Source organism: Marinobacter sp., assembly GCF_040904845.1.
Lineage (GTDB): Bacteria > Pseudomonadota > Gammaproteobacteria > Pseudomonadales > Oleiphilaceae > Marinobacter.
Genome location: NZ_JBBDSR010000074.1, coordinates 1 through 24,405 on the forward strand (window position 1 = coordinate 1; position 24,405 = coordinate 24,405).

Genomic DNA, 24,405 nt, shown 5'->3' on the forward strand with positions numbered 1-24,405 from the left:
GGGGAGACCTTCCAAAACAATCAGAGAAGCAACGATTCTCGTTTTGGAAGGTCTCCCCACCCCCAAAGGCCGCAACTCGAAACTCGAAACTCGCAAACTACAGACCCGAAACCCGGATCAGCCAGGTGCCGAACAACTGGCCCCAAACCGATAACAGGAAAAGCACCGGTGATGCCGCAACATAATGCGCTCGTCCATGCTCTCGGCCAGGGTACCGCCCAAGTCGTACTCGGGATCGTCGTCCACCAGCGTGCAGGCATAGACACGAACCTGGTCGCCCTTTTTCACCAACATGCGGGTATACGTGCACATGAAGTGGGACCGCGCTTCCTGGGTCGGGTACTTCTCCATGCAGGTCTCGGTGATCTCCGGGCTGCCATCTTCCGAGCCCGGTGTGCCCAGGTCCGGGAAGGCGGTGAACGCCAGGGTCTCGGGAATCTGCCAGTCGCGGAAAATCTCGCGAAATGCCGCTTCCACGTTCGCTGGGATTTCTTCCGGATCTGTCTGGCGTGCGATAGACACTTTGAAACCCTGTTCGATCAGCCAGTGGATGCCTTCCAACGCCTGATCGAAACTGCCCTCGCCGCGATCCTTGTCGTGGCGGGCGCGGTCGGGGAAGTCCAGGCTGACGCGGAAATGGATCGGGTAGGGGTTGTCCAGCAACGGCAGCACCTGATGTCGGCGTTTCAATAACGGCTCAGTGGCGTTGGTGAGCACGAAGCAGGGACGGTGCTGGCTGGCGTAATCCAGGATGTTGACGAAATCGCGGATCACGAACGGCTCACCGCCGGTGAAAGACAACTGCTCCACGCCCATGTCGATGGCTTCGTGAATAAACGGCTTCACATCACTGAGCTTCATGCCCGGAATACGCCCGTCGCCAGGGTGCGAGCCCTCCAGGCAGAACGGGCAGGCCAGATTGCACGCGGTGCCAGTGTGAATCCACAGCTCCTTGAGCTTATCCGCGTCAATGTAGCCGCGGGGTTCGCCATCACGGGTGTGGGTCCAGCTATCGAACGCCCTGGGTTCGAGAACTTCCACCGCCGGGATGCGCTTACTGCGGGCCGGTCGGGTTTCGGTCAGGGGCATACGGGCTCCTTGAGGTTTTGGGGTTGTTGCCACGACGCCAGCCGTGCAGCTTTTCCAACAATTTCAGTACGCCTTGGGGAGCGTGGGCGCGCTTCCACTCGCCGGCGGCAAATTTGGCCGATTCGTTCCAGGTCGGGTAGGGGTGAATCGTGCCCAGTATCTTGTTCAGGCCCAGGCCGTGTTTCATCGCAAGGGTGAATTCGGACAGGATTTCCCCAGCGTGAGAGCCGACCACCACCGCGCCGAGGATCTTGTCCTTGCCCGGTGGGGTCAGCACCTTGATAAAGCCGTAGTCCTCGCTTTCGGCAATGGCGCGATCAAGATCGTCCAGGCCGTAGCGGGTAACTTCGTAGGCAACGCCCTGCGCCTTCGCTTCTGTTTCGCTCAGGCCCACCCGGGCCACTTCCGGCGAGGTGAAGGTCACCCAGGGCATCACCCGGTAATCCACCTTAAAGCGCTTGAACTGGCCGAACAGGCCGTTCACTGCGGCGTACCAGGCCTGATGGGCAGCAGCGTGAGTGAACTGGTAGGGCCCGGCCACATCGCCACAGGCAAACACGTTGGGAAATCGCAGGCTCATGTCTTCGTCCACCGGCACCGTGCCATTGGGCAAGGTCTCAACGCCGATGTTACCCAGCCCCAAACCTTCGGTGTTGGCGGCGCGGCCCACGGCCACCAGCACCTGATCAAAGGGAATCCGCACGCGTTCGCCCTGGTGTTCGCAATAAACCACCTTTTCACCGTCCTCAAGCGCGAACTCTTTCGCGGCGTGGCCCAGCCTGAGATCAATGCCATCGCTTTCAAACTGCGTTTTAATCAGCTCAGACACGTCAGGGTCTTCTTTTGCCAACAGGCGGTCGCCCATTTCCACCTGAATCACCTTGCTGCCCAAACGGGCAAAGGCATGAGTCAGTTCGGAACCGACAGGGCCACCGCCCAGTACCAGCAGCCGTTCCGGCTGCTCCTGCAACTGCCACAGGTTGTCCGAATTCAGCGGCTGCATGTCCGCCAGCCCCGGAATGGGCGGCATTGCCGGCTTACCGCCGGTAGCCACAACAATGCTGCGCGCGGTCAGTCGCTCGGTTCGCCCGTCGTTGTGGGTTATCTCCAACTCCCAGGGAGATACGAAGCTCGCCTCACCAAAGATGCAATCCACACCCAGTTTCCGGTAACGCTCTGGCGAATCGTGGGGCGCAATTTTAGCAATCACCTCGTGCACCCGGTTCATGATGTTTTTGAACGAGCCTTTCACCGGCACCGATTCCAGCCCGTAACGATTGGCATGGCGCAGATTATCCGCAGCCTTGGCGCTGCGGATCAGCGCCTTGGAGGGCACACACCCGGTGTTCAGGCAGTCCCCGCCCAGTTCGTGTTTTTCAATCAGTGCCACTTTCGCTTTTACGGCGGCGGCAATATACGCCGATACCAGGCCGGCCGAACCGCCGCCGATCACCAGCAGGTTGTAATCGAACGATTCCGGCTTCTGCCAGCCGGCGTATACGCGCCGACGGCGGATAAACCCAACCACGAATTTGGCAATCAGCGGGAACAGGCCCAGCAACGCAAAGGACAACAGCAGCTCGGCGGACACGATGTCACCGGTGGACTGCACCTGACCCAGTTGCGTGCCCGCATTCACAAACACAAAAGTGCCCGGCAGCATCGCCGCCCAGCTCACCAGCGCATACGTCCGCAATTTCATCCCGGTCAGGCCCATGGCGAGGTTGATCAGGAAGAACGGAAAAACCGGCACCAGACGAAGTGTAGCCAGGTAAAAGGCACCGTCTTTTTCGATACCCCGGTCCATCTTGGCAACCGAGTCCCCATAGCGTTTGCGCAGCGAATCCCGCATCAGGAAACGCGCGACAAGAAACGCCAGGGACGCGCCGATGGTGGAGGCAATCGATACCGCTGCCAGGCCGTAGAGGTTGCCGAAAAACGCACCACCCGCAAGCGTCATGATCGTCGCACCAGGCAGTGACAGCGCCGTAACCACCACATAGATCGCCACATAGCCGAGCACGGCGACCAGCAGATTCTGTTCAATCCAGCTGGCCAGTTGCTGCTGGTTATCCTTGAGATTCTGCAGGGTCAACAGTTCATTGCCGCCGCTGGCGATAAACCCGATGACCACCGCCGCGATCACGGCGACCAGAATCCATTTTTTTGCTGTCATGAAAGAGTCCTTGTTGCCTGGGCGAGTTGATTTCACTTGTCAAATGATGCCGCTGAGACACCCGGCTGACGAAAATGTTACACACTGATTGATAATCATATTTAAAGTTCCTTCCGATCCTCCTCAACGTTTTACGTAATCAATCGCCCATATGTGTCAACTGCGACTCACTTTTCTTTAACCATTTGATCACAGCGCTGAGCAAAACCCCCGGAACTTTTTGCAGTATTGCAGGCCTGCTGGGTCACGGTGATTGATGCCATTCACACATTTGAGGCAACGCGTTCCTGTCACCGCCTAACAGGGCAAAGCCCCTCCGTAATAGTCGCCCCGGTTGTCGGTCTGTGATATCACTGGTAACAAAGACACGACCGGGGTAATTGCATGCTGTTGAACTGGTTGTCGCGGCGTCTGGCTGCCTATCTCTCCAAAGAAATATCCCGACACTCCACCAGAACGTCGACCTGGACAGCCCTGGTGAATGCACTTCAGCCCGGAGACGTTCTATTGGTGGAGGGCAGCACGCGCATCAGTGTTGCCATCAAGTATCTGACCCAGTCGACCTGGTCGCACGCGGCACTGTATCTGGGTCCGCATGCCGGACTTGGCAACTCGAACAACGGCGAGGCCCATGTACTCATTGAGGCCGATCTTGAAGAAGGTATTCGCTCACTGCCCCTGTCTTTTTACCGGCACACTCACACCCGTATATGCCGCCCGGTCGGGCTTGACGACAGTGACATTCGTACGCTAACGGACTATGCCTTGGGCCGCCTCGGCCAGCAGTACGACATGAAAAACGTGTTTGATCTGGCGCGCTATCTGTGGCCCACACCACCGGTGCCGACGCGTTACCGCCAGCGACTGCTGGCGTTCGGGAGCGGCGATCCCACCCGGGCAATCTGTTCCACATTTATTGCGGAAGGCTTCCAGCAGCTGCGCTACCCAATCCTCCCCGTCGTGAATACTTTTCCCGCCGACGATCCGGACTGTGATGACTGCGAGATCGAGCGTTTCCACACCCGGCATTACTCGCTGTTTACCCCAAGGGATTTTGATGCCTCGCCCTATTTCCGGATCATTAAACCCACGATTGAGGGTCACTTCGACTATCGGGCCATCCCTTGGGACGACCGGTAGGCGGAGATGGTGTGCTGCGATGCTGCGGGACATGGCACTCGTCCGGCACCCGCATCAGACTCGGGAAGACAGCCTTGCCGCAAAATCAATCGCTAACCTTTCCTCCCCCGGATTCCTGTGCCAGTGACTGGCATCAGGCAACCGCGTACAGTTGGTGTTGACAATCTGGTGACTCAATCCCGAACTCCGAGCCTGACCAACGAGGATTTCCAATGAGCGACATCGTGCCCAATGACAGAAAACCCGCAATGATCGCCGCCCTGGCCGGTGGCTGGGTGGCGGATGCGGCCAGCCTTGGGCTGCACTGGCTGTATGACAGCCAACGCATTCTTGAGGTGGGGGGCCAGTCACCGGAATTCCTGCCTCCGAAAGCCGAGTATTTTACCGGTGGCTTCGGCTACTTTGCCCATGAAGGCAAGCAGGCCGGCGATATTAGCCACTATGGTGCAGCCACCGGCGTACTCAGCGACAGTCTGCTGGCCAATGAAGGCACCCTGAATATCCGTGATTATCAACGGCGGTTCCGGGCTTTCTTCGGCCCCGGCGGTCAGTGGCAGGGCTACATCGACAATCCCACCCGGGTCACCCTGGCCAATCTTCACACCATCGAACAGACGGCGATTGAGCAGGCGCAGGCAAGCACCACAGCGGAACTGACCGACAAACAGAAGCGCATCCTGGTACAGAAGGTCCTGCCCTACACCCGGTGCCTGAGCGGTGAGCAGTTGGCCGACCCCGTGACCCGTGCCATCAGCCTGACCTATCAGGAACCGGAGATACAAAAAGCAGGGGTCCACTTGGCGGAGGCCATTGACCGCCAACTGCTGCTGGAAAGCGGTGCCGATGATATGCAGCTGCCCGCCGTGTCCAAACTGCCACCACTGGTTGCCAGTTATTGCGGCAGCGACAAGCTGATGGAAGTCACCGAAGCCGCTGTGCGGGTGACCAACCACAATGACGATGCCGTAGCCTGGGCAAAGTGCGCAGCACGGCTGCTGGACCACCTGTTCCGGGGTGACCCTCTCTCCGTCGCTTTCGATGGGGCCACCCCGGAAGCGCCAGACCCCGACAACCTCAACAAGGCACGGTCCGGCTCCAATCTGAATGCCGTGGGCGCAGGCGATACCTTCGGCCGCACCTGTTACCTGCACGAGGCCATGCCCGTGATCTTTCACATCCTCAGCCATGCAGGGAGCTACACCGAGGCCGTTCGCGCCAACATACAGTGCGGGGGTGACTCCTGCGGGCGGGCGTGGGTTATTGGACCAGCCATGGCGGCAATCCACGGTGTTGGCGGTGAGCACGGCATTCCTCTGGGCTGGTTGGCCCGGGTAACCAACGCTCCCGCAATCCTCACCGATATTGAATCACTCGTTGGAAGTCAGTAGAGGGACTATGCTTCAGATAAAAGGCACTTCGAAGGAGGCTTTATGAAAACACTGTTGATCAATACGTTATTAATGGTTTCCCTGTTCACGACTACCCCTTTGCTGGCCCAGGATGACCCATTGAGGGTCGGAATGTCCGGCCAGTACTTCCCGTTCACGTTTGTGGAGCAGGATGAACTCAAGGGCTTTGATGTCGATATCATGAATGCCCTGGCCAAGGAGATGGGTCGTGAGGTCAAGTACGAAACCGCCAACTTTTCAGGCCTGTTCGGCATGCTCGGGGCGGGCCGCATTGATACGGTGGCCAACCAGATCACCATTACCGAAGAGCGTAAAAAGGCCTACATCTTCAGCGAGCCCTACGTTTACGACGGCGCGCAAGTCGTGGTCAAGAAGGGAAACAATGAAATACAGGGGGTTGAAGACCTGAAAGGCAAAACCGTGGCGGTCAACCTGGGTTCCAATTTCGAGGACCTGCTGCAGGAACTGCCCTACGCCGACCAGATTGACATCAAGACTTACGAAAGCAACCTTGAGCGGGACACCGCCCTGGGCCGGGTAGATGCGTTTGTGATGGATCGCGTCAGTGCCAGCCAGATCATCAAGGAAAAGCCGTTACCCCTGAAACTGGCCGGCCCGACCTTCTCCAGCATTACCAATGCCTATCCGTTCAAGGACACCGAGAAGGGCCGTGCATTGCGAGACGAAGTAAACCAGGCTCTCGCCACCCTGCGTGACCGGGGCACCCTGAAAGACATTTCCGAGAAGTGGTTCGGCACGGACATTACCCGCCCCTGAGGCGGGATTCACCATGGCCGTCCTCGACTTTGATTACATGCTTGGGCTGATACCCATATTACTCGGGTATCTGCCTCTTACCCTTGAGCTGGCCGGCATCGGTATGGTGCTGGCACTTATCCTGGCCTGCCTGCTTGCCGTTGTCAGGGTGCTGGCCATACCGGTCATCAACCACTTTGCCATCGTGTTCATCTCGTTTTTCCGGGGCACGCCCCTGCTGGTTCAACTGTTCCTGTTTTACTATGGCCTGCCCCAGCTGTTCAGCTCTCTGACCGTGATCGGCGGTGTGACCGCCACCATTTTGGGCCTGACCCTGCATTTTTCGTCCTATATGGCGGAGTCCATCCGCGCGGCCATCATCGGCGTTGACCGCAGCCAGACCGAGGCCGCGCTCTCCATCGGCATGACCAACGGCCAGCTCATGCGCCGGATCGTTCTGCCCCAGGCTACCCGGGTGGCGCTGCCCACGCTGATGAACTATTTCATCGACATAATCAAAGCCACCTCCCTGGCCTTCACCCTGGGTGTCACCGAACTGATGGGGGCCACCCAGAAAGAGGCAGCCGGCAGCTTTCTGTATTTTGAAGCCTTCATTGTCGCAGCGGTCATTTACTGGATCGTGGTGGAACTGCTCTCCAAGCTTCAGCATTACCTTGAAGCCCGTCTGAACAAGGCCTATAGCCGATGATTGAACTGAAGTCCCTGAGCAAGCATTTTGGCAGTACGGTCGTTCTTGAAAACATCGACCTTCACATTGAGAAAGGGGAAATTGTCGTCATTATCGGCCCCTCCGGCACTGGCAAGTCCACCCTGTTACGGTGCATCAATTTTCTGGAACAACCCACCGCCGGCACCCTCACCGTGGGCGATCTGACGGTGGATGTGAACCGCGCCAGCCGCGCGAACATCCTTGCCATGCGGCGGCGAACCGCGTTTGTGTTTCAAAACTACGCCCTGTTCGCCAATAAAACCGCGCTGGAGAACATTGCCGAGCGCTGGCTAGTGGTGGACCGGTGGCCAAAAGAAAAAGCCCACCGCAAAGCCCGCGAAATACTGGACCGGATCGGCCTGGCCGACAAGGCGGATGCCTACCCGGCGTCCATGTCCGGTGGCCAGCAGCAGCGGGTGGGAATTGGCCGCGCCATGGCAACGGGGGCCGAGGTCATCCTGTTTGATGAGCCTACCTCGTCGCTTGACCCGGAATGGGTCGAGGAGGTTTTGGGGTTGATGAAACAGCTGGCAAAAGAGCGCCAGACCATGATGGTAGTCACCCACGAAATGTCCTTTGCCCGGGATGTGGCGGACCGGGTGATCTTTATAGATGGCGGGCGGATTGTGGAACAGGGCCCGCCAAGCGAGATTTTCCACAACCCGCAGGACCCACGAACCAAGGATTTTCTGAAAAAAATCCTGACGACTAACCCGGTGTAACCGAGAGCCCGGTCAATGCCGGATCCTTACCAGTTCTCCCCGAACGGGCGGATATCCAGCTCGAACGTCCAGGCGGACGGATCCTGCTGGCTGAGATTCCAGACGGCATCGGCCACGGCCGCCGGTTTCACAAAGAAGTCGTCCGGTTTGTCCGCCAGCCACTCACGGGTACGGGGCAGATCCACCACACCATCGATCATTACATTAGCCACATGGATTTTTTCCGGCCCCAACTGGCGGGCCAAGGACTGTGCCAGGCTGCGTTGCGCCGCCTTGGCCGAAGCGAAAGGCGCTGTATTGGCGCGGCCCCGGGTTGCCGCTGAGGCGCTGGTGACAATAAGGCTGGCGGTGTCGTGCTGCCGAAGCTGCGGCAAAATCGCCTTGGCGGCAGCCACCAGGCCCTGGACATTGATGCGCCAGTTGGCCTCGAAGTCCTCAAGGCTGGCCTCTTCTACGCTTTTGAAGATACCGCCACCGGCGTTATATAACATGACCGAAACGGGTCCGAGCTTGCTCTCGATAGCCGCCAGCATTAAAGCAATCTGGTCCGGCACCATAAGGTCACAAGGAAACGCATGGGCACCCTCGACCGACTGCTCAAGCTGCCTCAGATAGTCCTCGCTACGGGCCAGCATGGCCACCGCGAAACCTTCGCTGCTAAAGCGCCGCACAAAGGCCTCTCCGTTGCCCGGGCCAACACCCATCACTACACAGACTTTGCTCATCGGTTTTCTCCCAATTGCTGAACTGGATCAGCCAAGCGGGCGCTGACTCAATCCAGCGTGGAGGGACAGGGTGCCATACCGGACGACTACTGTTTAGAATGCATACGGCGATATGTCACTTCTTGAGGCGCTCAACGGCTTGTCGTGACACCGGCAGTAGCTCCGTCCCGTCAGTGTCCGCGTACTCAACGATCATTTGTTTCATGCTGCGAGCCCAGAATTTACGCATATGACCGGCGACCACCTCGGCGGCCGTTGCTTCGTCACCATGATGCAGGTTGGTGGCGCTGATCTGGTTGATCATGCGCACAAGGTGTTGCAACTGCTGGTCACTCACGCACCACCCCCTGTGCAACCCGCGCCGGCAGAATACACCACGTGGCGACCGGGGCGGGCAAAGCCGACCAGGGTCATTCCGGCCTGCCGGGCCTGGCGGATAGCCAGCGCTGTCGGTGCTGACACCGCCACCAGTGCGGCCGCTACGCCGGTGACGGCCTCCATGGGGCGTTTTCAGCAGGTCGATGCGGCGCGGATCAGCTTCTGCGCGGAGAATTCAACGGCTTCCTCCCAGGACACCACTTGCCAGGGATCGTTGATGGAATCCCGGATCATCGGCTCCTTGATGCGGTCCTTGTGGGTGGCATAGCGAAAGGCGAAGCGGCCTTTCACACAGGAATGGCCGTGGTTGGCGTCGCCGCCCTTGTACGGAACCATGCGCACCAGCTGGTCGCTTTTCATTTCGGCCTTGAACGAACAGTCCTCGCTGGCAACAGTGCGCCCCGCCGCTGATTTCTGGTTTTGCAGTTCCGTCTCAGGCATAGGGCGCATCCATTTTTTTCGGGTGGAACTATTGGCGAAGTGCCGGGTTCAGCGTGTAGGTGCCAGTCACCCGACCACTGGCCAGGACATGGCCCGCCATGGCTTCACGAACAGCCGCGCCGTCAAATTCACCTTCCAGACCCAGGCTGTCGACATCCAGCGCATGCACTTCAAAGTGGTAGTGATGGATAATTTCATCGTTCCACGGTGGGCAGGGGCCGTCATAGCCAGCATAGGTGCCGGCCATGTCCGGGTTGCCAGCCAGAAACTGGGTGTAATTATTCACGCCCCGGATACCGATGGGGCCGGGCCCGTAGTCCTTGCCCTTGGGAATAACACCATCACTGTCTTCGCCCTCTGGAATGCGGCTAAGGTCAGCGGGCACGTCCACCAGCAACCAGTGAAAGAAGTCCACCCGCGGTATGTCCTTGGACACGGTTTTACCCTCCTGGTTCACGTCATCCGCCACGCTGGGCACGTCCGGGTCGAACACCATCACCACAAAGCTTTTGGTCGCCTCGGGGACGTCGCTCCAGACCACTTCGGGATTACGGTTCGGCCCGAAACTCATGTGGTCTTGCTCGCTGTAAACCCCAAATGCAAATTTCTCCGCAATCGGCTGACCTTCCTCGATGCCTCGAACCTCAAGTTTCACGGGGTTATCTCCTGTTAATTGTTGGCTTCTGGCCCTTTGGCTGTGTCTGCAATGAACCCGTTCTGTGATAATAGGGTTGTAGCACACAATCCACCAACCTGACCACGGGGTGCCCATGAACCATAAACCCGGCCAGCCGCAACAGCCCGCCAGCCAGAAGGATGAGAACGCCGTTGCCTTTGCCCAGGGGATGTTCGACCTGGCCCGCAACGGCGGGACAGAGCTGCTCCGGCCGCTACTGGACGCAGGCATACCGGTGAACCTGCGCACCAGCGAAGGCGAGACACTGTTAATGCTGGCCAGCCGCAACGGGCATGTCGAGGCAGTCCGGTTGCTGCTGGAAAAAGGTGCTGACCCCGATGCCAGGAACCATCAGGGCGACACCGCCCGCGCGCTGGCGAAAACAGACAGCGTCAGGGATCTGTTCAGTGCATCGAATCAGTAACCCGGATGTTCGGTAAAGGCGACATCGTTCATCAAACCCGGGATGCCCTCGGCAGCATTCTGGTGATTGATTACCGCAAACACCGGGTGCTGACGTTCAACTCGGTGTTCGAGCAGAGCAAGATCGACCGGCACTATCCGCACCTTCCGGTTCATGAATACAACCGCGCGATGCTGTTACCAGCGGTTTTTGCCCACCCTCATCATGTCACCATTCTGGGTCTGGGCGGTGGCGTGATGGCCAGCGCCTTGCACCACTTGTACCCGGAGTGCCGGATACACGCCGTGGAACTGCGACAGGCCGTGGTGGATATCGCCCGTGAGTTTTTCGCGCTGCCGGACAGCGAGCGGCTGGCGGTGACAATCGCTGATGCCCGCAACGCTCTGGAGAACCTGCCGCAGGCCAGCACCGACATGATCCTGGCGGACCTCTACAACGCCGACCGCATGAGCCCGGCGCAGGCCCAGCGCCAGTTTGTGGATCAATGCAGCCGGGCACTGACGGACCAAGGCTGGCTGGTGCTGAACTACCACCGGACACCGGACCCTGAGGGGCCTTATTTTCGTCAGCTCAAGCAACACTTTGCGGTGTTGTTGATGTTCCGGAGCAAGAGCAACAACACTGTCATATACGCCAGTAAAACCCACTTTGAGTCCGTTCACTCCAAAAATCCGCTCCTGGCTGAGATGGAAAAGCGACTGCCCATCGGCTGGTGCAGACTGATGACGAAAGTCTCACGTTGCTAAGACTCTCACTGGGAGGCGTATACGGGCAAAACCGCGTGCAGGCCGGGAATCATGCCGAACCCTTTGAGGGAATTTTCCAGCAGCGGTTTGGATTTCTTCGGTACAGAGTCGATATCGTGCAGGAAAGTCTGTCATCACTATCTCCGTGATTGATCGTGTGTTCAGCTTCCGTATCAGGCCATCTATTATTGATCGATCATTCAATATATAATTGATCAGTTATTCAACAATAAGGCATGGTGGATCGTTGTATGGCCAGACAAGCACGCTATGATCGCAAAACCGCTCTTGATAAAGCCGTTGGACTGTTCTGGGCAAAGGGCTACCACGGCAGTTCAATGAAGCAGATCGAACAGGCACTCGACATGCGGCCAGGCAGTATTTACGCCACCTTCGGCAACAAGGATGGGTTGTTTACCGAAGCGCTGGCCAGCTACGCAGAGCAGGGGGGCCGTGAAATGGCGGCACACCTTGCACAATACGACTCTGTTATCGACGGCCTCCAGAGTTACCTGCGACACATCGCTGGCAGCTGCACCCCCGAATCGCAGTCACCGTCACAGGCGTGCATGATCGTCAAAACACTGTTGGAGGCCAGCAACACCCATACCATGCTGGCAGAGCAGGCCAACAGCATACTTGCAGCCATCGAACACTCATTGACAGACCTTCTGAACCAGGCCAGGAGCCGTGGAGAGCTGGCACCAACCGTTGACTGTGAAAGACTGGCGCGACTGTTCCAGGCACAGATCATGGGCCTGCGCGCCATGGGTGAACGCCACCTTACCCCCCAGACCATGCAACACCTTGGTGATGACATGGCGGCCATTCTTGATGGCTACCGCATTCACCACTGATTGTTCATGTCCGTTAGCGGCGATGGCAGACCTTTGGAATTGTCTCCATCGCCCTGCCAACGTTACTATTGTCTTCTTGGCATCAACATCTGTCGTTGCACACATCCGAGTGAGGACAGCCAAGCGCTTTCCCCCAGAGCGCTTGGCTCTCTTCACTTAAAGGTATGATTGTTATGGATAACCTTCATCACATCGTGGTAGTCGGCGGCGGTGCCGGCGGGCTTGAACTGGTGACCAGCCTGGGCAACAAACTCGGTCGCAAGCAAAAGGCGCGTATTACACTGGTCGATGCCGGCCTGACACATGTCTGGAAACCGCTGCTCCACGAAGTGGCGGCCGGCTCTCTCGACGCCAGCGCCAACGAGATCAACTACCGCGCCCATGCTCGCAAGCACCACTACGAATTCCAGCTTGGCCGCATGAGCGGGCTGAACCGCGCCGATAAAAAGCTGACCATCGCACCGTTTCACGACGAGGAGGGTCAGGAAGTGGTGCCGGAACGCCGTATCGGGTATGACACCCTGGTGATCGCCATCGGCAGCACCGCCAACGATTTTGGCACCCCTGGGGCCCAGGACCACTGCCTGTTTCTGGACAGCCTCAAACAGGCACGGCGCTTTCATAACCTGATGCTGAATGCCTTTCTGCGCAAAAACCACGAAGCCCTGCAGGGAGCCAAGGGCAACCTGAACATCAGCATCATCGGTGCCGGTGCCACCGGGGTGGAACTGGCGGCAGAACTCCGCCTTGCCTCGCGGGAATTGCCGGTATATGGCATGAACCACCTGCAGGCCTCGGACGTGTCCATCACCGTGATCGAAGCCGCTGACCGCATCCTGCCCGCCCTGCCGGGCCGGCTATCCGCCGCAGCCACCCGGGAACTGACCCATCAACACATCGACGTGCGTACCGGTCAGCCCGTCAGTGAGGTGCGGCCTGGCATCGTGGTCATGAAAGACGGCACCGAGCTGCCCTCGGGTATGACCATCTGGGCCGCCGGCATCAAGGCCCCCGCCTTCCTGGCGGAACTGGATGGGCTGGAGGTGAACCGCGGCAATCAGCTGCTGGTCAAGCAAACCCTGCAGACCACCGAAGACACCGACATCTTCGCATTCGGCGACTGCGCGGCCTGCCCACAACCAGACACCGACACAAACGTTCCACCCCGCGCGCAGGCCGCTCACCAGCAGGCAGACGCCCTGTTCAAAACCCTGTGCAATCGTCTGGAAGGCAAGAACCCCGTGCCGTTTGTCTACAACGATCACGGTTCGCTGATTAACTTCAGCCGTTACACCACGGTCGGCAATCTGATGGGAAATCTGTCAGGGCGAGGCATGTACATTGAGGGGCGGGTAGCGAGGCTGTTCTATGTGTCACTTTATCGCATGCACCAAGTCGCCCTGCATGGCTTCCTGCGCACCGGCGTTATCTGGCTGATGGACAAAATCAGCCGTGCGATGCAACCACGCCTGAAGCTACACTAATCCGGGCAAAGACCGCGAATGGAGCGGGTGATGGGAATCGAACCCACGTATGCAGCTTGGGAAGCTGCCGTTCTACCATTGAACTACACCCGCACAACGTCTGTCTCGCTCCGCAATATAAGCGGAGTTGCCACCGGCCGGCAACCCCCAGTGCCGGAAATGCGGACACCTGCGGCCCCACAGTCCTGATAGGCTGTTGCACTAACGAATGGAGACCCGATGGACCCCACGTTCACCCTGATTGGCGCATTGATGCTGGTGATCAGCATTGTACTGAGCCCGCTTTCCAGCCGCGTGGGCATGCCTGTGCTGCTGATTTTCCTGATCGTGGGCATGATCATGGGCGAGGACGGCCCCGGCGGCATCGACTTTGACAACTTCGAGCTGGCGTTTGCCATTGCCAACCTGGCGCTCGGGGTGATCCTGCTGGACGGCGGCATGCGCACCCGCGCTGAAACGTTCCGTGTAGGGCTGAGGCCCGCATTGGTACTGGCCACCGGAGGTGTTTTCCTGACCGCCATCGGGGCGGGTCTGGTGGCCTGGTGGGTGTTCGATCTGAACTGGCTCACCGCCTTGCTCATAGGCGCGATCATATCCTCCACCGACGCCGCCGCCGTGTTTTCATTACTGCAGGGCCGCGGCCTGCACCTTAACGAGCGGGTCAGCGCCACTCTTGAGATCGAGTCCGGCAGTAACGACCCGATGGCGATTTTCCTCACCCTGATGCTGGTTACCATGATAGCCAGCGATGGCCAGAGCGCAGGCTGGACCGCACTGGTTATGCTGATCGAGCAATTTGGCATAGGCGCGGCGGCAGGGCTGATTGGCGGGTATCTGGTGGTGGAGCTGGCCAACCGTATACGACTCACCCCCTCGCTATACCCATTGCTGGTCGCCGCCGGCGGCATTGCGGTGTTTTCAGGCACCAACGCCCTCGGCGGCAGCGGCTTTCTCGCCATCTATCTCGCCGGTGTCGTGATCGGCAACCGACCGTTGCGGATGATGCCCATGATCCTGCAAATGCACGATGGTCTGGCCTGGCTGTCTCAGATCTGTCTGTTCCTGATCCTCGGCCTGCTGGTGACGCCCAGCGATTTATGGCAACTGGCCGGGGCCGGCCTGGTTCTGGCGTTCGCATTGATTTTCCTGATCCGACCTCTCGCCGTACTGATCACCCTTTGGCCTTTCGGCTTCAACCGTCGTGAACTGGGATTTATCAGCTGGGTTGGCTTGCGGGGTGCTGTACCCATCGTGCTCGCTCTGTTCCCGATCATTGCCGATCTGCCAGACGCCCAACTGATTTTTCACGCCGCCTTCTTCATCGTGTTGGTGTCGCTGATCATACAAGGGACCACCCTGGCACCTCTGGCACGAAAACTGGGCCTGGAAGTGCCAGCGGGCGAAGACCCATACCGCCGCCTGCCACTCGATGTTCCGGCCACCGGCGATCATGAATTGATGCTGTTTCCGTTGCGGGGACAAAACTGGGCCACACCGCGACCATTGAGCCAACTCAAGCTGCCCGGCAACACCGCCATTGCCGGCGTGTTTCGCAAACGAATCTGCCACCAACCCAGCCCGGACATGGAAGTCTCCACCGGCGATGTCATCGCCATGTTTGCTACACCCGCAGCTCTGTCAGAGCTGGGCAAGGCGCTGAGTGGCCGACAGGCACCCAAACACCTAGCAGAACGTGCGTTCTTCGGCGACTTTGTCCTCAATGGCGACGCGTTGTTGGGGGATGTCGAACAGGTGTACGGTATCGAATTCGATGAGCTGCCACCGGAACTGTCCCTGGCTGAGTGCTTCGCACGCCGGACCAAGGGGCATCCTGTGGTAGGCGATAAAGTGGTCCTCGGTCCGGTCACCTTAGTGGCCCGCGCCACCGACAGTGATCGCGTGACCAAGGTTGGCCTCAAAATGGACGGTTAACAAAACTCACTCACATTTCGGGGCCCGGCTGTGCTATAAACTGTGCCAGACACGCATTAATAATTGGTAAGCTTATTCCATGAAGGTCCGGAACTCTCTCATTCTGTTCATCTTTGCAGCCTGCCTGCTGGCACCCCTTCACGGTGCCTCCGCAACCGAGCTGCTTGCCCGTGCAGAGACCGAGATGCCCGCCAGTCAGCCAGCGGCGGGATTGCCCGCTGGCATTAACAAGGTTCTGGTGCGTAAGAGCGAACGGCGGCTGTACCTGATGGATGATGACCAGGTGGTCAAGAGCTATCGTATCTCCCTCGGTGAAAACCCGGAAGGCCACAAGCTCTATGAGGGTGATCAGCGCACCCCCGAAGGCGATTACGAGCTGGACTGGCGAAATGCCGACAGTGACTTTTACAAGTCGATCCACATCTCCTACCCGAACGTTCAGGATCGCGAACTGGCAAGTGCCTGGGGCCTCGACCCGGGAGGCAGCATCATGATCCACGGCCTGCCCAACGAGGCCGGTGACCTCGCCTTTGCGTACATCGGCCTGGACTGGACCAACGGCTGCATCGCCGTCACCAACGATCAGATGGATGAAATCTGGACGCTGGTGCACAATGGCACCCCGATCCGAATCCTTCCGTAATACACGGCCTGACACTTCTTTGCCTTTTTATTTATTAAGTTGTTGTCATAACCTAAAAACTTTTACGTATCCTTAGTTAACATTTTCCCGTAGAGTGTTTTACACTGTTTGACGACTCCGGTAGTCAAAGCCTATCGGGCCTGGGTTGACAGGAAGTCATCCAGACTTCTGGATCACAGGAAATACAATGACCAATAATGGGGAAAAGATATGCGTAAATTGACGATCGCAGGGTTTGCAATGGCCGCCGCACTGACCGCGGGTTGTGCCACTACTGATGACGCAGCAATCGAAGAAGCCAATGCAAACGCGACTTCTGCCGAGCAAACAGCTGAAAATGCACTGAACACCGCTAACAGCGCTTCCAGCTCTGCTCGCTCTGCCCAGCAGACTGCAGACGAAGCTCTGGCTGCTGCCAAAGCTGCCCAGAAGTCCGCTGACGAAGCGAACGAGCGCGCCAAGCGCATGCTCGAGCGTGCCAGCCAGAAGTAAGGCTGATACGTTGCAAAAAAGGCCGGATCATTCCGGCCTTTTTTGTGCCCGCACGATAAGGATCACTCGGTTGTCCCGGGTTTCTGGGGGTTATCGGGGTTATGAGGGTTATGAGGGACATCGGGATTATTGGGAGTATCCGGCCCCTTCAGGCCTTGCTTCTGTTTTTCCATAAACATTTTGAGCATGTCCATCGGCAGCGGGAACACAATGGTGGATGAGTTATTGTTGCTCATATCCGCCAGCGTTTGCAGGTAACGCAGCTGCATCGCCCCTGAGTTGGCTGACATCACATCCGCAGCCTCCACCAGTTTTTTCGACGCCTGCAGCTCACCCTCGGCATGTATGACTTTTGCCCGACGCTCCCGCTCGGCTTCCGCCTGACGCGCGATGGCGCGGATCATCGACTCATTCAGGTCGACGTGTTTGATCTCGACATTGGCCACCTTGATGCCCCATTCCTCGGTCTGAGCATCGATGATTTCCTGAATATCACTGTTGAGCTTGTCCCGTTCTGACAGCATCTCGTCGAGATCGTGTTTGCCCAGTACCGACCTCAACGTGGTCTGCGCCAACTGACTGGTGGCCACTCCGAAATCCTCCACGCGAATAATCGCGCGCTCCGGGTCAATCACCCGAAAATAAAGCACGGCATTGACCCGTACCGTCACGTTGTCTTTGGAAATCACATCCTGGCTCGGCACATCAAGCGTGATCACCCGTAGATCCACCCGAACGATTTGCTGAATAACGGGGATCACGATGATCAGGCCCGGGCCTTTGACGCCCTGAAACCGGCCAAGGAAAAACACTACGCCGCGCTCGTATTCCGGCAGGATCTTGATCGCTGACCCGAGGATCAGCAGCAACACCACGGTGGGTGCCAAGTAGGGAAGCAGGTCGCCTATGTTCATACCGTCTCCTTCACTGGGTTTACCTGTGGAGCGATCGTGCTTTGATTACCTGGGCGACGATCCGGGCTCCACCATGACTGTCAGGCCATCCAGGCGTTGAACATGTACCTGGTTGCCAGCCTTTACCTCCGTGGTGCTCTGGGCTTTCCAGCGTTCGCCACTCAGACGAACGTGGCCACGGAAGCCTTGTTCAAACGGCAGAAAATCATCCAGGGCAACGGCTTGCTCCTGGGTGACCTGTTCCGGCCCACTGACCGGCGGCCGTTTGCGCAGGCCGATAAAGCGCGTCACTGTCCAGAGCGTGAAGCCAGCGGCTACGGCGGCGGTGCCACCGACCATGGGCAGGGAAATGTCCCGATGGCTGCCATCCATCAGAATAACCGAGCCAGTAACGAACGCCACGATGCCCCCTATGCCCAGAATTCCGAAACTGGGCATAAAGGCCTCCCCGACAATGAACGCCAGGCCAAGCAGCATCAGCGCCAGCCCCGCGTAATTCACCGACAACACCTGAAACGCAAACAGCGCGAGAACCAGGCAGATCGCACCGATCACGCCCGGGAAAATCGCGCCAGGGTTGGACAACTCAAAGATCAGGCCGTAGAAACCGATGATCATCAGGAAGTAGGCAACGTTCGGGTCGGTGATTACCGACAGCAGGCGGGTGCGCCAGTCAGGTGCGGCTCTGACCAGTTCGAGGCCAGCAGTTTGCAGGGTGCGCTCGCCAGCGGCCATTTGCACCGTGCGGCCGTCGAGCTGTGTCAGCAGATCGGGAAGGTTGCTGGCGACCACATCGATCACCTTGATGTCCCGGGCTTCCGTGGCCCCGAGGTTCACCGCCTCACGCACTGCTTCTTCAGCCCAGTCAGCATTGCGACCATGGCGTTCAGCCAGCCCGCGGATGTAACTGACCGCATCTTCCAGAACCTTGCGCTCCATCGCGGTTCCGCCCCGGCGTTTTTTATCCGCCTGCTCACTGGCCTGTTCATCCTTACCGGTTTCCTCACTGCTTTCCTCACCACCCTCTTCACCGCCCTCTGCAGGCTCTTCCGACGGCTCGTCCATCCCCGGAACACCGCCCATCTGCACGGGCGTGGCGGAACCAAGGTTGGTCGCCGGTGCCATGGCGGCAATGTGACTGGCGTAAAGTATGTAGGTACCCGCGCTGGCGGCACGGGCACCCTCGGGCCAGACGTAGGTGGCAACAGGCACCGGCGAGGCAAGAATTTCCTTGATGATCCCGCGCATGGACTCCATCAGCCCGCCGGGGGTGTCCATCTCAATGACAACCAGAGCGGCACCCTCTGCATCCGCTCGCTGAAGGCCTCGCACCAGGTAGTCCATGGTGGCCGGGCCTATGGCCCCCTCGACGGTCAATATCAGCGCGGTGCCGTTATCTTCCTGCTGAGCATAAACCGAATGGGCCAGGGAAATCAGGGCCAGCACGACCCCAAGCAAAAACACAGACAGCGGCCCTGCCGGCACTCTGGAAAGGGATGATCTCTCGGGATGATTCGCTTTCATCATTCCTCCCCCGGATCAAAGCGATGGATCAGAAGATTCGCGCCAGTATCGACACCGCTCAGCGAGCGCCGACAATAAACAGCTTACCCCCCACTTTCCCATTAATCTCAATACGAATATAGCCCGGATACAGAGTTGTGACCCGGATTGGCGGCTTTTGTTTCAACAACGCAACCCAGAACCCCGTTACTCGGTGCGGCCCGGGCCAATGGCGGATGCTATGGTTGCAGGTTCAGGCGGGCACGGTCAGAACCAGAGTTGCTGGCGCTCGCCATCTTCGTCATCGCGGGTTGGCTGGCCACCGCCGGAATCATCTGCCGCCACTCGGCGCACACGCTCACCCACCATGGTGGGCAAACCATCGGCCTGGTCGACGGCCAATTCGATGGCCCTGCGCTTAATTTCCACCTCGGGCCGACGTTGTACAAAGGCAGCCACCGTCTCACTGACCTGCTGCCATAGCTGCTCGCGGTCCTGCTTGCGGTACTCTTCATGGGGACGGTGAACTTCCAGCCAGACCTCATTGCCAGACAGGCCGATCTTGACCGGCTCCTTGATAACCCGAACCGGCGTGCCCTTGCTGACCTGGTAGACAAAACGTGAAATGTCTTCGTTGTACATGCGGAAACAGCCGTGGCTGACCTGCATGCCCACACCGAACTGTTTATTCGTGCCGTGGATCAGGTAGCCCTTTTCGCTCAGCATCAGGGCATGCGTACCCAGCGGGTTACCGGGGCCAGGGGGAATCATTCGCGGCAGGTAGTCACCCGAGGCTGCATATTCGGCACGGATGCTGGCCGGCGGATACCAGGCTGGCGACTCCAGTGGCATGGTGACTTGGGCATCGGTCAGTGGCGAGGGGTTATCTTCCGTGCCCACACCCACCGGGTACACCTGCACGCCCTGATCGGTGAAATAGTACAGGCGATACTCCGCCAGGTTGATCACGATACCCTTGCGTTCAACATCCGGCAGCACGTACCGACGCGGCAGGGTAATGCGGGTACCTTCACCCGGCAGCCAGGGGTCCACCCCCGGATTGGCCTTGACCAACTCCAGATAGCCCAGGCTCAGGTCGTTGCCGATCGCCGCGAAGGTGTCTTCATAGCGGGTGGTCAATACCGTCAGCCGGCCGGCCACGTCTTCATTGATGGCGAAGGTCGGTACCCGCGGCTCACGGTCAGGTTCGGCGGCGGGCTCGATTTCCCGGGTCGTGTCCTGCTCGGCCCCATAGGCGGCACCCCCGGACAACACCAGGCCAAGGATGGCGAGCACCAGGAGTCGTTTACACCACATAGCTTGTTTCCACTCAACAGATTCGGTTGATCGGCGCTCAGCTTGAAACCAGTGCCGTCCATACAGTTGCGATTGCCAGCATCACGAACAGAATACTGGCACCAATGCGTGCCGATGCCAACGGCAAGCGGTCCATCAGCCATTTCCCCGCCATGATAACCGGTATGTTAGCGAGCAGCATCCCAACGGTTGTACCCATGATAACCCAGAACGTCTCGGTATAACGCGCCGCCAGCACGACCGTTGCGATCTGGGTCTTGTCACCGATTTCCGCCACGAAGAACATGACCGTGGTGGCCATGAACGCACCCATACCCAGAAACCGCGAATCATCGCTATCGTCTTTGTCGGGAATCAGTAACCACAATGCAATGGCGACAAAGCTGACGGCCAGCATCCACGGCAGCCATTGCTCCGGTATCCACTCTGCCACCCACGCCCCAAGCAGCGCCGACAGCGCGTGGTTAAGAAGGGTGGCAACGAAGATGCCCAGAATAATGGGGAGCCGCTGAGCATAGCGGGCCACCAGAAACAGTGACAACAGTTGGGTCTTGTCACCAATTTCGGCAATGGCCACGGCAACGGTTGAAGCGAGAAAAGCATCCATGGAAAAGTCCGGGGCGGAAAGTCAGACATGAGACAGCTCACCTTCCGCCCTTGGAGGTGCACTGCCTCAGGTCTTGCCAGTTTCACCGATGGGTCGGTGAAGCATGATAGCCATGGGGATTGAGCCCCAAGTATGTTGACTACCATCCGCCCGGGCATCGAATGTCCGGCGTGGAGGCTACTCCCCTGAAGAGACCGCGAATGTTAGTGGATAACCGCTGATGAGGCAACTACACCCGCATTTTCCAGACCGGAATGGCCGCCACGGCGACGAACAGTGCCACCAGCCACCAGGCCGCGTGGAACGCACTGATGGTCGGCACGCCGCCACTGTGCTCGCCGAACTCAATCGTCAGCGCCACCAGGTTTACCCCGAACGCGCCTCCCAGCTGCCGGGTAAAGTTGATGGTGCTGGAGCCGGCACCCAGTTCTTCCGGTTTCAGGGGGTTCAGCGCCCCGGTCGACAGGGCCGGGAGCATGAAGCCGATGCCGATCCGGCCAATCACTGTCCACAACGCCAGCCAGCCAAAGGCCAGTTCAAGATCCGACACCGCAAACAGCATGGCCGAGGTGGCAAAGACGATGATCCCGAACACCACCAGTGAGCGCGCGCTTTTCCGGTCTGCCAACCGACCGGCAAGCGGAAAGGTCAGGCCCAGGACGAGACCCGCCGGCAACATCAGCAACCCCGCCTCGGTGGCTGAGAAGCCCAGCGCGGTCTGCACAAACAGCGGCACCAGATACGTGGAGCCGAACAGGGCCAGCCCGAGGGCCATCGCACCGAGATTGGCGAACAGAAACGACGGGTTCCGCAGCAAACGTATATTCACCAGCGGATGAGGGGTTCGCCGTTCACGAATGATAAAGAGACCCAACGCGGCGGCTGCGGACAGGGCTTCCAGCGCAATCAACGTTTCCTGGCCCGAAATGCGCTGCAACCGGTTCAGCGCATCCAGCGCCAGCCCGATGGTCAGCCCGAGCAGAATCAGTCCAGGCAGATCAAACCGGTAGGGCGCGGGGCGCGCCACCGGCACCGGCAAAAAGCGCCACGCCATCGCCACGCCAATCAGGGTCACCGGGGCGGGCGCAAACATAACGTAGCGCCAATCCAGTTGATCCACCAGAAAACCGCCGAGCACCGGTCCCAGTGCCGGGGCGAGAATAACCCCCATGCCGTAAATACCCATCGCCTGCCCGCGACGCTCTCTGGGGAAAACCCGAAATACCAGATACATCCCCATGGGCTGCATCAGGCCGGCCATGGCACCCTGGCCGATGCGCGCGGCAATGAGCTGCTCCGGAGACGAGGCAAAACCGCCCGCCACAGAAATGATGGAAAACAGCGCCATGGCCACCGCCAGTGTTTTACGCACACCAAAATGATCAAGCAGCCAGCTCGATGCCAGCATGGTGGTGGTCATCGCAGCGATGAACCCGGTCGCCAGCCAGTGCACCTGGCCCTGGCGGATACCGAACTCGAGCATGATGTCGTGCAGGGCCACATTGACCACGGTCGCACTCAGCACCGTCGCCATGGTGCCCAGCATGACCGTGAAAACCGCCAGCCAACGCCAGCGTTCCCCGTAACGGGCCCGCAGACCCTCAACCGTGTTATTGCTCAGGGCAAAGCCTCCTCGCTCCCGGTATTACCTCTGCTTTTCCGCATTCTCCAAGATCTTGTGGAAAATCTTGATGGCGCTTTCGATGTCGTCGTCGGCAATGCCATCCAGCATTTCCTCCCGCAGTTTTGCCGCCCGTTCGGCAAGATCGTCCATAAAGGCGCGACCGTTATCGGTCAGGTGCAGGCGACGGGCACGGCGGTCATTCGGGCAGAGGCGACGTTCAATCAGGTTCTGCTGTTCGAGGCTGTCCAGCAGCCGCACCAGCGTGGGGTTCTCAATCGCCATCAGGCTGGCGAGCTCGCGCTGGGTCAGACCCTCACCGCCCTGTTGCAGATAGACCATGGTGGTCCAGCGTGCCTGGGTCACGCCCAGATCCTTCAGGCGCTCATCCAGCAGTTTGCGCCAGCGGCGGGTCACCCGGGCAACAGCAAAAGGAAACTGATCTCTCATGGTCGGGACTCCGGTAGGGGCTAATAAACTCATAAAGTTAACAATAGTAAGCTAACCATTGAGATAAAAACAAATTTGGATACCAAAGCAAAATCAGGGAAAACCGAGAGGCGAGCCCCAAAGGCCCGCCATTATTGAGGTGTGCGGAATTATCCCGCCTGTCGCAGCTGCTCGTCCTTCATCTCCACCACTTCAGGGGATTCGTGGAACGATTCGTTGCGGGGGTCCATCTCCGTCAGCACCGCGGAGGATTCCGGCATGGCCGGTACGAAATGTTCCTGGTCGGCGACCGCCACATCGTCGGTATGGCTGATGCGATAGCTGGTGATCACGGCCAGAATCAGCAGCACGCCGGCGTTACCCAGAAACAGTCCGCGCGGCCCCAGCTGGCTGACCAGCTCGGCCATCACGATCGGGCCAATGACGCTGCCAATGCCATAGCTCAGCAGCAGTGTCGCGCTCGCAGCAACAATCCGGTTACTGTCCATGCGGTCATTGGTGATCGCCACAGCCACTGGATAGACGGCGGCAGAAAGCCCGGTAAACACGCCCACCAGAAGGGTCAGCAACCACCAGTTCCCGGCGCTCAACCCGGCCGTCATGATCCCTACCGAGAAGGCGGATGCCGCCGCCACCAGGGCGATCCAGAACATCACCCGACGCCGGTCAAAGCGGTCGCAAAGACGCCCCAGCGGCCAGGCCACCAACATCGCCGCGACAATGGCGCTGGCCATGAAGGTGGACGTGCGGGCCACATCCAGGCCGATCATGGTGGCGTATACCGGCCCCAAAGCGTAAAACGAGCCAATCAGCACACCACAGATCAGCGCGCCTGCGACAGCACTGAACGATTCCCGGGCCAGCTTGAAGAACGACATTCGCTCCGCCTGCTCAATAACCGGGGCCTCCATACGGGTCAGTGACAGTGGAATCAGCGCCAGCACCAACAGCATTGCCGCCATGGAGAAGGGCATGAAATTGGCGGGATCGCCCACGTTCACCACCAGCTGCCCGCCCGCAGCGGAGAGGTAGAAAACGATCTGATAGACCGCAAACAGAGCTCCCCGGTTAGCGTTGGTAGCGCGGCTGCTGAACCAGCTTTCGATTACCACCAACACGCCGGCGATGCTGAACCCCGACAACATTCGCAAACACGCCCAGAAGATCATTGAT

25 protein-coding genes, 1 tRNA gene and 1 pseudogene are annotated in these 24,405 nt (G+C 58.9%); 12 read left to right on the forward strand and 15 right to left on the reverse strand.

The genetic code is table 11. The annotated features are described in order from the left end of the window. Positions 1-117 precede the first annotated feature (117 nt). Positions 118-1,089: a radical SAM protein gene (locus tag WD429_RS09905; RefSeq protein ID WP_368422013.1), complete on the reverse strand. Its 972-nt coding sequence runs from the start codon at positions 1,087-1,089 to the stop codon at positions 118-120. Further along, complete coding sequence (locus WD429_RS09910) at positions 1,055-3,265, reverse strand: FAD-dependent oxidoreductase (RefSeq protein WP_368422014.1); 2,211 nt, start codon at positions 3,263-3,265, stop codon at positions 1,055-1,057. The genes WD429_RS09905 and WD429_RS09910 overlap by 35 nt, the downstream gene beginning before the upstream one ends. A 384-nt stretch (positions 3,266-3,649) precedes the next feature. Here WD429_RS09910 and WD429_RS09915 point away from each other — a divergent pair, with 384 nt between their 5' ends. From WD429_RS09915 to WD429_RS09935, 5 genes are all read left to right on the forward strand, one after another. After that, the gene (locus tag WD429_RS09915) at positions 3,650-4,405 is read left to right on the forward strand and encodes a YiiX/YebB-like N1pC/P60 family cysteine hydrolase (RefSeq protein WP_368422015.1); all 756 of its coding nucleotides are present in this window, start codon (positions 3,650-3,652) and stop codon (positions 4,403-4,405) included. Positions 4,406-4,617: 212 nt separating this feature from the next. Beyond that, complete coding sequence (locus WD429_RS09920) at positions 4,618-5,793, forward strand: ADP-ribosylglycohydrolase family protein (RefSeq protein WP_368422016.1); 1,176 nt, start codon at positions 4,618-4,620, stop codon at positions 5,791-5,793. 42 nt (positions 5,794-5,835) lie between these two features. Then, complete coding sequence (locus WD429_RS09925) at positions 5,836-6,591, forward strand: amino acid ABC transporter substrate-binding protein (protein ID WP_368422017.1); 756 nt, start codon at positions 5,836-5,838, stop codon at positions 6,589-6,591. Positions 6,592-6,604: 13 nt separating this feature from the next. Further along, the gene (locus tag WD429_RS09930; protein WP_368422018.1) at positions 6,605-7,279 is read left to right on the forward strand and encodes an amino acid ABC transporter permease; all 675 of its coding nucleotides are present in this window, start codon (positions 6,605-6,607) and stop codon (positions 7,277-7,279) included. Next, the gene (locus WD429_RS09935; protein WP_368422019.1) at positions 7,276-8,022 is read left to right on the forward strand and encodes an amino acid ABC transporter ATP-binding protein; all 747 of its coding nucleotides are present in this window, start codon (positions 7,276-7,278) and stop codon (positions 8,020-8,022) included. The genes WD429_RS09930 and WD429_RS09935 overlap by 4 nt, the downstream gene beginning before the upstream one ends. Positions 8,023-8,048: 26 nt before the next feature. On the opposite strand, the gene WD429_RS09940 is transcribed toward WD429_RS09935, so the two are convergent. The 5 genes and pseudogenes from WD429_RS09940 to WD429_RS09960 form a co-directional block, all read right to left on the reverse strand. Then, positions 8,049-8,747 (reverse strand): SDR family NAD(P)-dependent oxidoreductase, encoded by a 699-nt coding sequence (locus WD429_RS09940; RefSeq protein ID WP_368422020.1) that lies wholly within the window; start codon positions 8,745-8,747, stop codon positions 8,049-8,051. A gap of 115 nt (positions 8,748-8,862) precedes the next feature. Then, positions 8,863-9,084: a formate dehydrogenase subunit delta gene (locus WD429_RS09945; RefSeq protein ID WP_368422021.1), complete on the reverse strand. Its 222-nt coding sequence runs from the start codon at positions 9,082-9,084 to the stop codon at positions 8,863-8,865. Further along, positions 9,081-9,248, reverse strand: a complete 168-nt coding sequence (locus tag WD429_RS09950; protein ID WP_368422022.1) for a formate dehydrogenase accessory sulfurtransferase FdhD — start codon at positions 9,246-9,248, stop codon at positions 9,081-9,083. The genes WD429_RS09945 and WD429_RS09950 overlap by 4 nt, the downstream gene beginning before the upstream one ends. A 36-nt stretch (positions 9,249-9,284) precedes the next feature. Beyond that, positions 9,285-9,503: pseudogene (locus tag WD429_RS09955) on the reverse strand (hypothetical protein); the annotation flags it as partial. A gap of 91 nt (positions 9,504-9,594) precedes the next feature. Further along, positions 9,595-10,221 (reverse strand): YbhB/YbcL family Raf kinase inhibitor-like protein, encoded by a 627-nt coding sequence (locus tag WD429_RS09960; protein WP_368422023.1) that lies wholly within the window; start codon positions 10,219-10,221, stop codon positions 9,595-9,597. Positions 10,222-10,336: 115 nt separating this feature from the next. On the opposite strand from WD429_RS09960, the gene WD429_RS09965 reads away from it, so the two are divergent. The 4 genes from WD429_RS09965 to WD429_RS09980 all read left to right on the forward strand — a co-directional run bounded on the left by WD429_RS09965 (position 10,337) and on the right by WD429_RS09980 (position 13,753). Continuing rightward, positions 10,337-10,666 carry an ankyrin repeat domain-containing protein gene (locus tag WD429_RS09965; protein ID WP_368422024.1) on the forward strand — a complete coding sequence of 110 codons (330 nt, stop codon included), beginning with the start codon at positions 10,337-10,339 and terminating at the stop codon, positions 10,664-10,666. Positions 10,667-10,671: 5 nt separating this feature from the next. Further along, entirely contained in the window at positions 10,672-11,412 is a 741-nt protein-coding gene (locus WD429_RS09970) for a spermidine synthase (protein WP_368422025.1), read from the forward strand. Positions 11,413-11,663: 251 nt separating this feature from the next. After that, complete coding sequence (locus tag WD429_RS09975; protein WP_368422026.1) at positions 11,664-12,269, forward strand: TetR/AcrR family transcriptional regulator; 606 nt, start codon at positions 11,664-11,666, stop codon at positions 12,267-12,269. Between the two features lie 173 nt (positions 12,270-12,442). Then, positions 12,443-13,753 (forward strand): NAD(P)/FAD-dependent oxidoreductase, encoded by a 1,311-nt coding sequence (locus WD429_RS09980; protein WP_368422027.1) that lies wholly within the window; start codon positions 12,443-12,445, stop codon positions 13,751-13,753. A gap of 19 nt (positions 13,754-13,772) precedes the next feature. Here WD429_RS09980 and WD429_RS09985 read toward each other — a convergent pair. Further along, positions 13,773-13,846, reverse strand: a tRNA-Gly gene (locus tag WD429_RS09985). Between the two features lie 126 nt (positions 13,847-13,972). On the opposite strand from WD429_RS09985, the gene WD429_RS09990 reads away from it, so the two are divergent. From WD429_RS09990 to WD429_RS10000, 3 genes are all read left to right on the forward strand, one after another. Beyond that, positions 13,973-15,685, forward strand: a complete 1,713-nt coding sequence (locus WD429_RS09990) for a potassium/proton antiporter (protein WP_368422028.1) — start codon at positions 13,973-13,975, stop codon at positions 15,683-15,685. A gap of 79 nt (positions 15,686-15,764) precedes the next feature. Further along, a complete protein-coding gene (locus WD429_RS09995) occupies positions 15,765-16,328 on the forward strand; it encodes a murein L,D-transpeptidase family protein (RefSeq protein WP_368422029.1) in 564 nt (187 codons plus the stop codon). A gap of 210 nt (positions 16,329-16,538) precedes the next feature. Further along, on the forward strand, positions 16,539-16,820 hold the full coding sequence (locus WD429_RS10000; protein ID WP_368422030.1) for an Lpp/OprI family alanine-zipper lipoprotein: 282 nt from the start codon (positions 16,539-16,541) through the stop codon (positions 16,818-16,820). 62 nt (positions 16,821-16,882) lie between these two features. Here WD429_RS10000 and WD429_RS10005 read toward each other — a convergent pair whose 3' ends face one another. From WD429_RS10005 to WD429_RS10035, 7 genes are all read right to left on the reverse strand, one after another. After that, positions 16,883-17,734: a slipin family protein gene (locus WD429_RS10005; protein WP_368422031.1), complete on the reverse strand. Its 852-nt coding sequence runs from the start codon at positions 17,732-17,734 to the stop codon at positions 16,883-16,885. Between the two features lie 45 nt (positions 17,735-17,779). Further along, a complete protein-coding gene (locus WD429_RS10010; protein ID WP_368422036.1) occupies positions 17,780-19,258 on the reverse strand; it encodes a nodulation protein NfeD in 1,479 nt (492 codons plus the stop codon). A gap of 246 nt (positions 19,259-19,504) precedes the next feature. Then, positions 19,505-20,554, reverse strand: a complete 1,050-nt coding sequence (locus tag WD429_RS10015) for a L,D-transpeptidase family protein (RefSeq protein WP_368422032.1) — start codon at positions 20,552-20,554, stop codon at positions 19,505-19,507. A gap of 37 nt (positions 20,555-20,591) precedes the next feature. Beyond that, on the reverse strand, positions 20,592-21,161 hold the full coding sequence (locus WD429_RS10020) for a TMEM165/GDT1 family protein (RefSeq protein ID WP_368422033.1): 570 nt from the start codon (positions 21,159-21,161) through the stop codon (positions 20,592-20,594). 229 nt (positions 21,162-21,390) lie between these two features. Further along, positions 21,391-22,782, reverse strand: a complete 1,392-nt coding sequence (locus WD429_RS10025; protein WP_368422037.1) for an MDR family MFS transporter — start codon at positions 22,780-22,782, stop codon at positions 21,391-21,393. Between the two features lie 24 nt (positions 22,783-22,806). Then, positions 22,807-23,232 (reverse strand): MarR family transcriptional regulator, encoded by a 426-nt coding sequence (locus tag WD429_RS10030; RefSeq protein WP_368422034.1) that lies wholly within the window; start codon positions 23,230-23,232, stop codon positions 22,807-22,809. 149 nt (positions 23,233-23,381) lie between these two features. After that, positions 23,382-24,405 (reverse strand): MFS transporter (locus WD429_RS10035; protein ID WP_368422035.1); only part of this gene is annotated, 1,024 nt, incomplete at its 5' end.

What these genes read in the sequence shown, in the direction of transcription:
- WD429_RS09990 (WP_368422028.1), top strand. Translation starts at nt 13,973, where the DNA reads ATGGACCCCACGTTCACCCTGATTGGCGCATTGATGCTGGTGATCAGC.
- WD429_RS10015 (WP_368422032.1), bottom strand. Translation starts at nt 20,554, where the DNA reads ATGTGGTGTAAACGACTCCTGGTGCTCGCCATCCTTGGCCTGGTGTTG.
- WD429_RS09905 (WP_368422013.1), bottom strand. Translation starts at nt 1,089, where the DNA reads ATGCCCCTGACCGAAACCCGACCGGCCCGCAGTAAGCGCATCCCGGCG.
- WD429_RS09970 (WP_368422025.1), top strand. Translation starts at nt 10,672, where the DNA reads ATGTTCGGTAAAGGCGACATCGTTCATCAAACCCGGGATGCCCTCGGC.
- WD429_RS09975 (WP_368422026.1), top strand. Translation starts at nt 11,664, where the DNA reads ATGGCCAGACAAGCACGCTATGATCGCAAAACCGCTCTTGATAAAGCC.
- WD429_RS09930 (WP_368422018.1), top strand. Translation starts at nt 6,605, where the DNA reads ATGGCCGTCCTCGACTTTGATTACATGCTTGGGCTGATACCCATATTA.
- WD429_RS09940 (WP_368422020.1), bottom strand. Translation starts at nt 8,747, where the DNA reads ATGAGCAAAGTCTGTGTAGTGATGGGTGTTGGCCCGGGCAACGGAGAG.
- WD429_RS10020 (WP_368422033.1), bottom strand. Translation starts at nt 21,161, where the DNA reads ATGGATGCTTTTCTCGCTTCAACCGTTGCCGTGGCCATTGCCGAAATT.
- WD429_RS09965 (WP_368422024.1), top strand. Translation starts at nt 10,337, where the DNA reads ATGAACCATAAACCCGGCCAGCCGCAACAGCCCGCCAGCCAGAAGGAT.
- WD429_RS09935 (WP_368422019.1), top strand. Translation starts at nt 7,276, where the DNA reads ATGATTGAACTGAAGTCCCTGAGCAAGCATTTTGGCAGTACGGTCGTT.
- WD429_RS10005 (WP_368422031.1), bottom strand. Translation starts at nt 17,734, where the DNA reads ATGAACATAGGCGACCTGCTTCCCTACTTGGCACCCACCGTGGTGTTG.
- WD429_RS09925 (WP_368422017.1), top strand. Translation starts at nt 5,836, where the DNA reads ATGAAAACACTGTTGATCAATACGTTATTAATGGTTTCCCTGTTCACG.
- WD429_RS09920 (WP_368422016.1), top strand. Translation starts at nt 4,618, where the DNA reads ATGAGCGACATCGTGCCCAATGACAGAAAACCCGCAATGATCGCCGCC.
- WD429_RS09915 (WP_368422015.1), top strand. Translation starts at nt 3,650, where the DNA reads ATGCTGTTGAACTGGTTGTCGCGGCGTCTGGCTGCCTATCTCTCCAAA.
- WD429_RS09910 (WP_368422014.1), bottom strand. Translation starts at nt 3,265, where the DNA reads ATGACAGCAAAAAAATGGATTCTGGTCGCCGTGATCGCGGCGGTGGTC.
- WD429_RS10030 (WP_368422034.1), bottom strand. Translation starts at nt 23,232, where the DNA reads ATGAGAGATCAGTTTCCTTTTGCTGTTGCCCGGGTGACCCGCCGCTGG.
- WD429_RS10000 (WP_368422030.1), top strand. Translation starts at nt 16,539, where the DNA reads ATGCGTAAATTGACGATCGCAGGGTTTGCAATGGCCGCCGCACTGACC.
- WD429_RS09980 (WP_368422027.1), top strand. Translation starts at nt 12,443, where the DNA reads ATGGATAACCTTCATCACATCGTGGTAGTCGGCGGCGGTGCCGGCGGG.
- WD429_RS09950 (WP_368422022.1), bottom strand. Translation starts at nt 9,248, where the DNA reads ATGGAGGCCGTCACCGGCGTAGCGGCCGCACTGGTGGCGGTGTCAGCA.
- WD429_RS09995 (WP_368422029.1), top strand. Translation starts at nt 15,765, where the DNA reads ATGAAGGTCCGGAACTCTCTCATTCTGTTCATCTTTGCAGCCTGCCTG.
- WD429_RS10010 (WP_368422036.1), bottom strand. Translation starts at nt 19,258, where the DNA reads ATGAAAGCGAATCATCCCGAGAGATCATCCCTTTCCAGAGTGCCGGCA.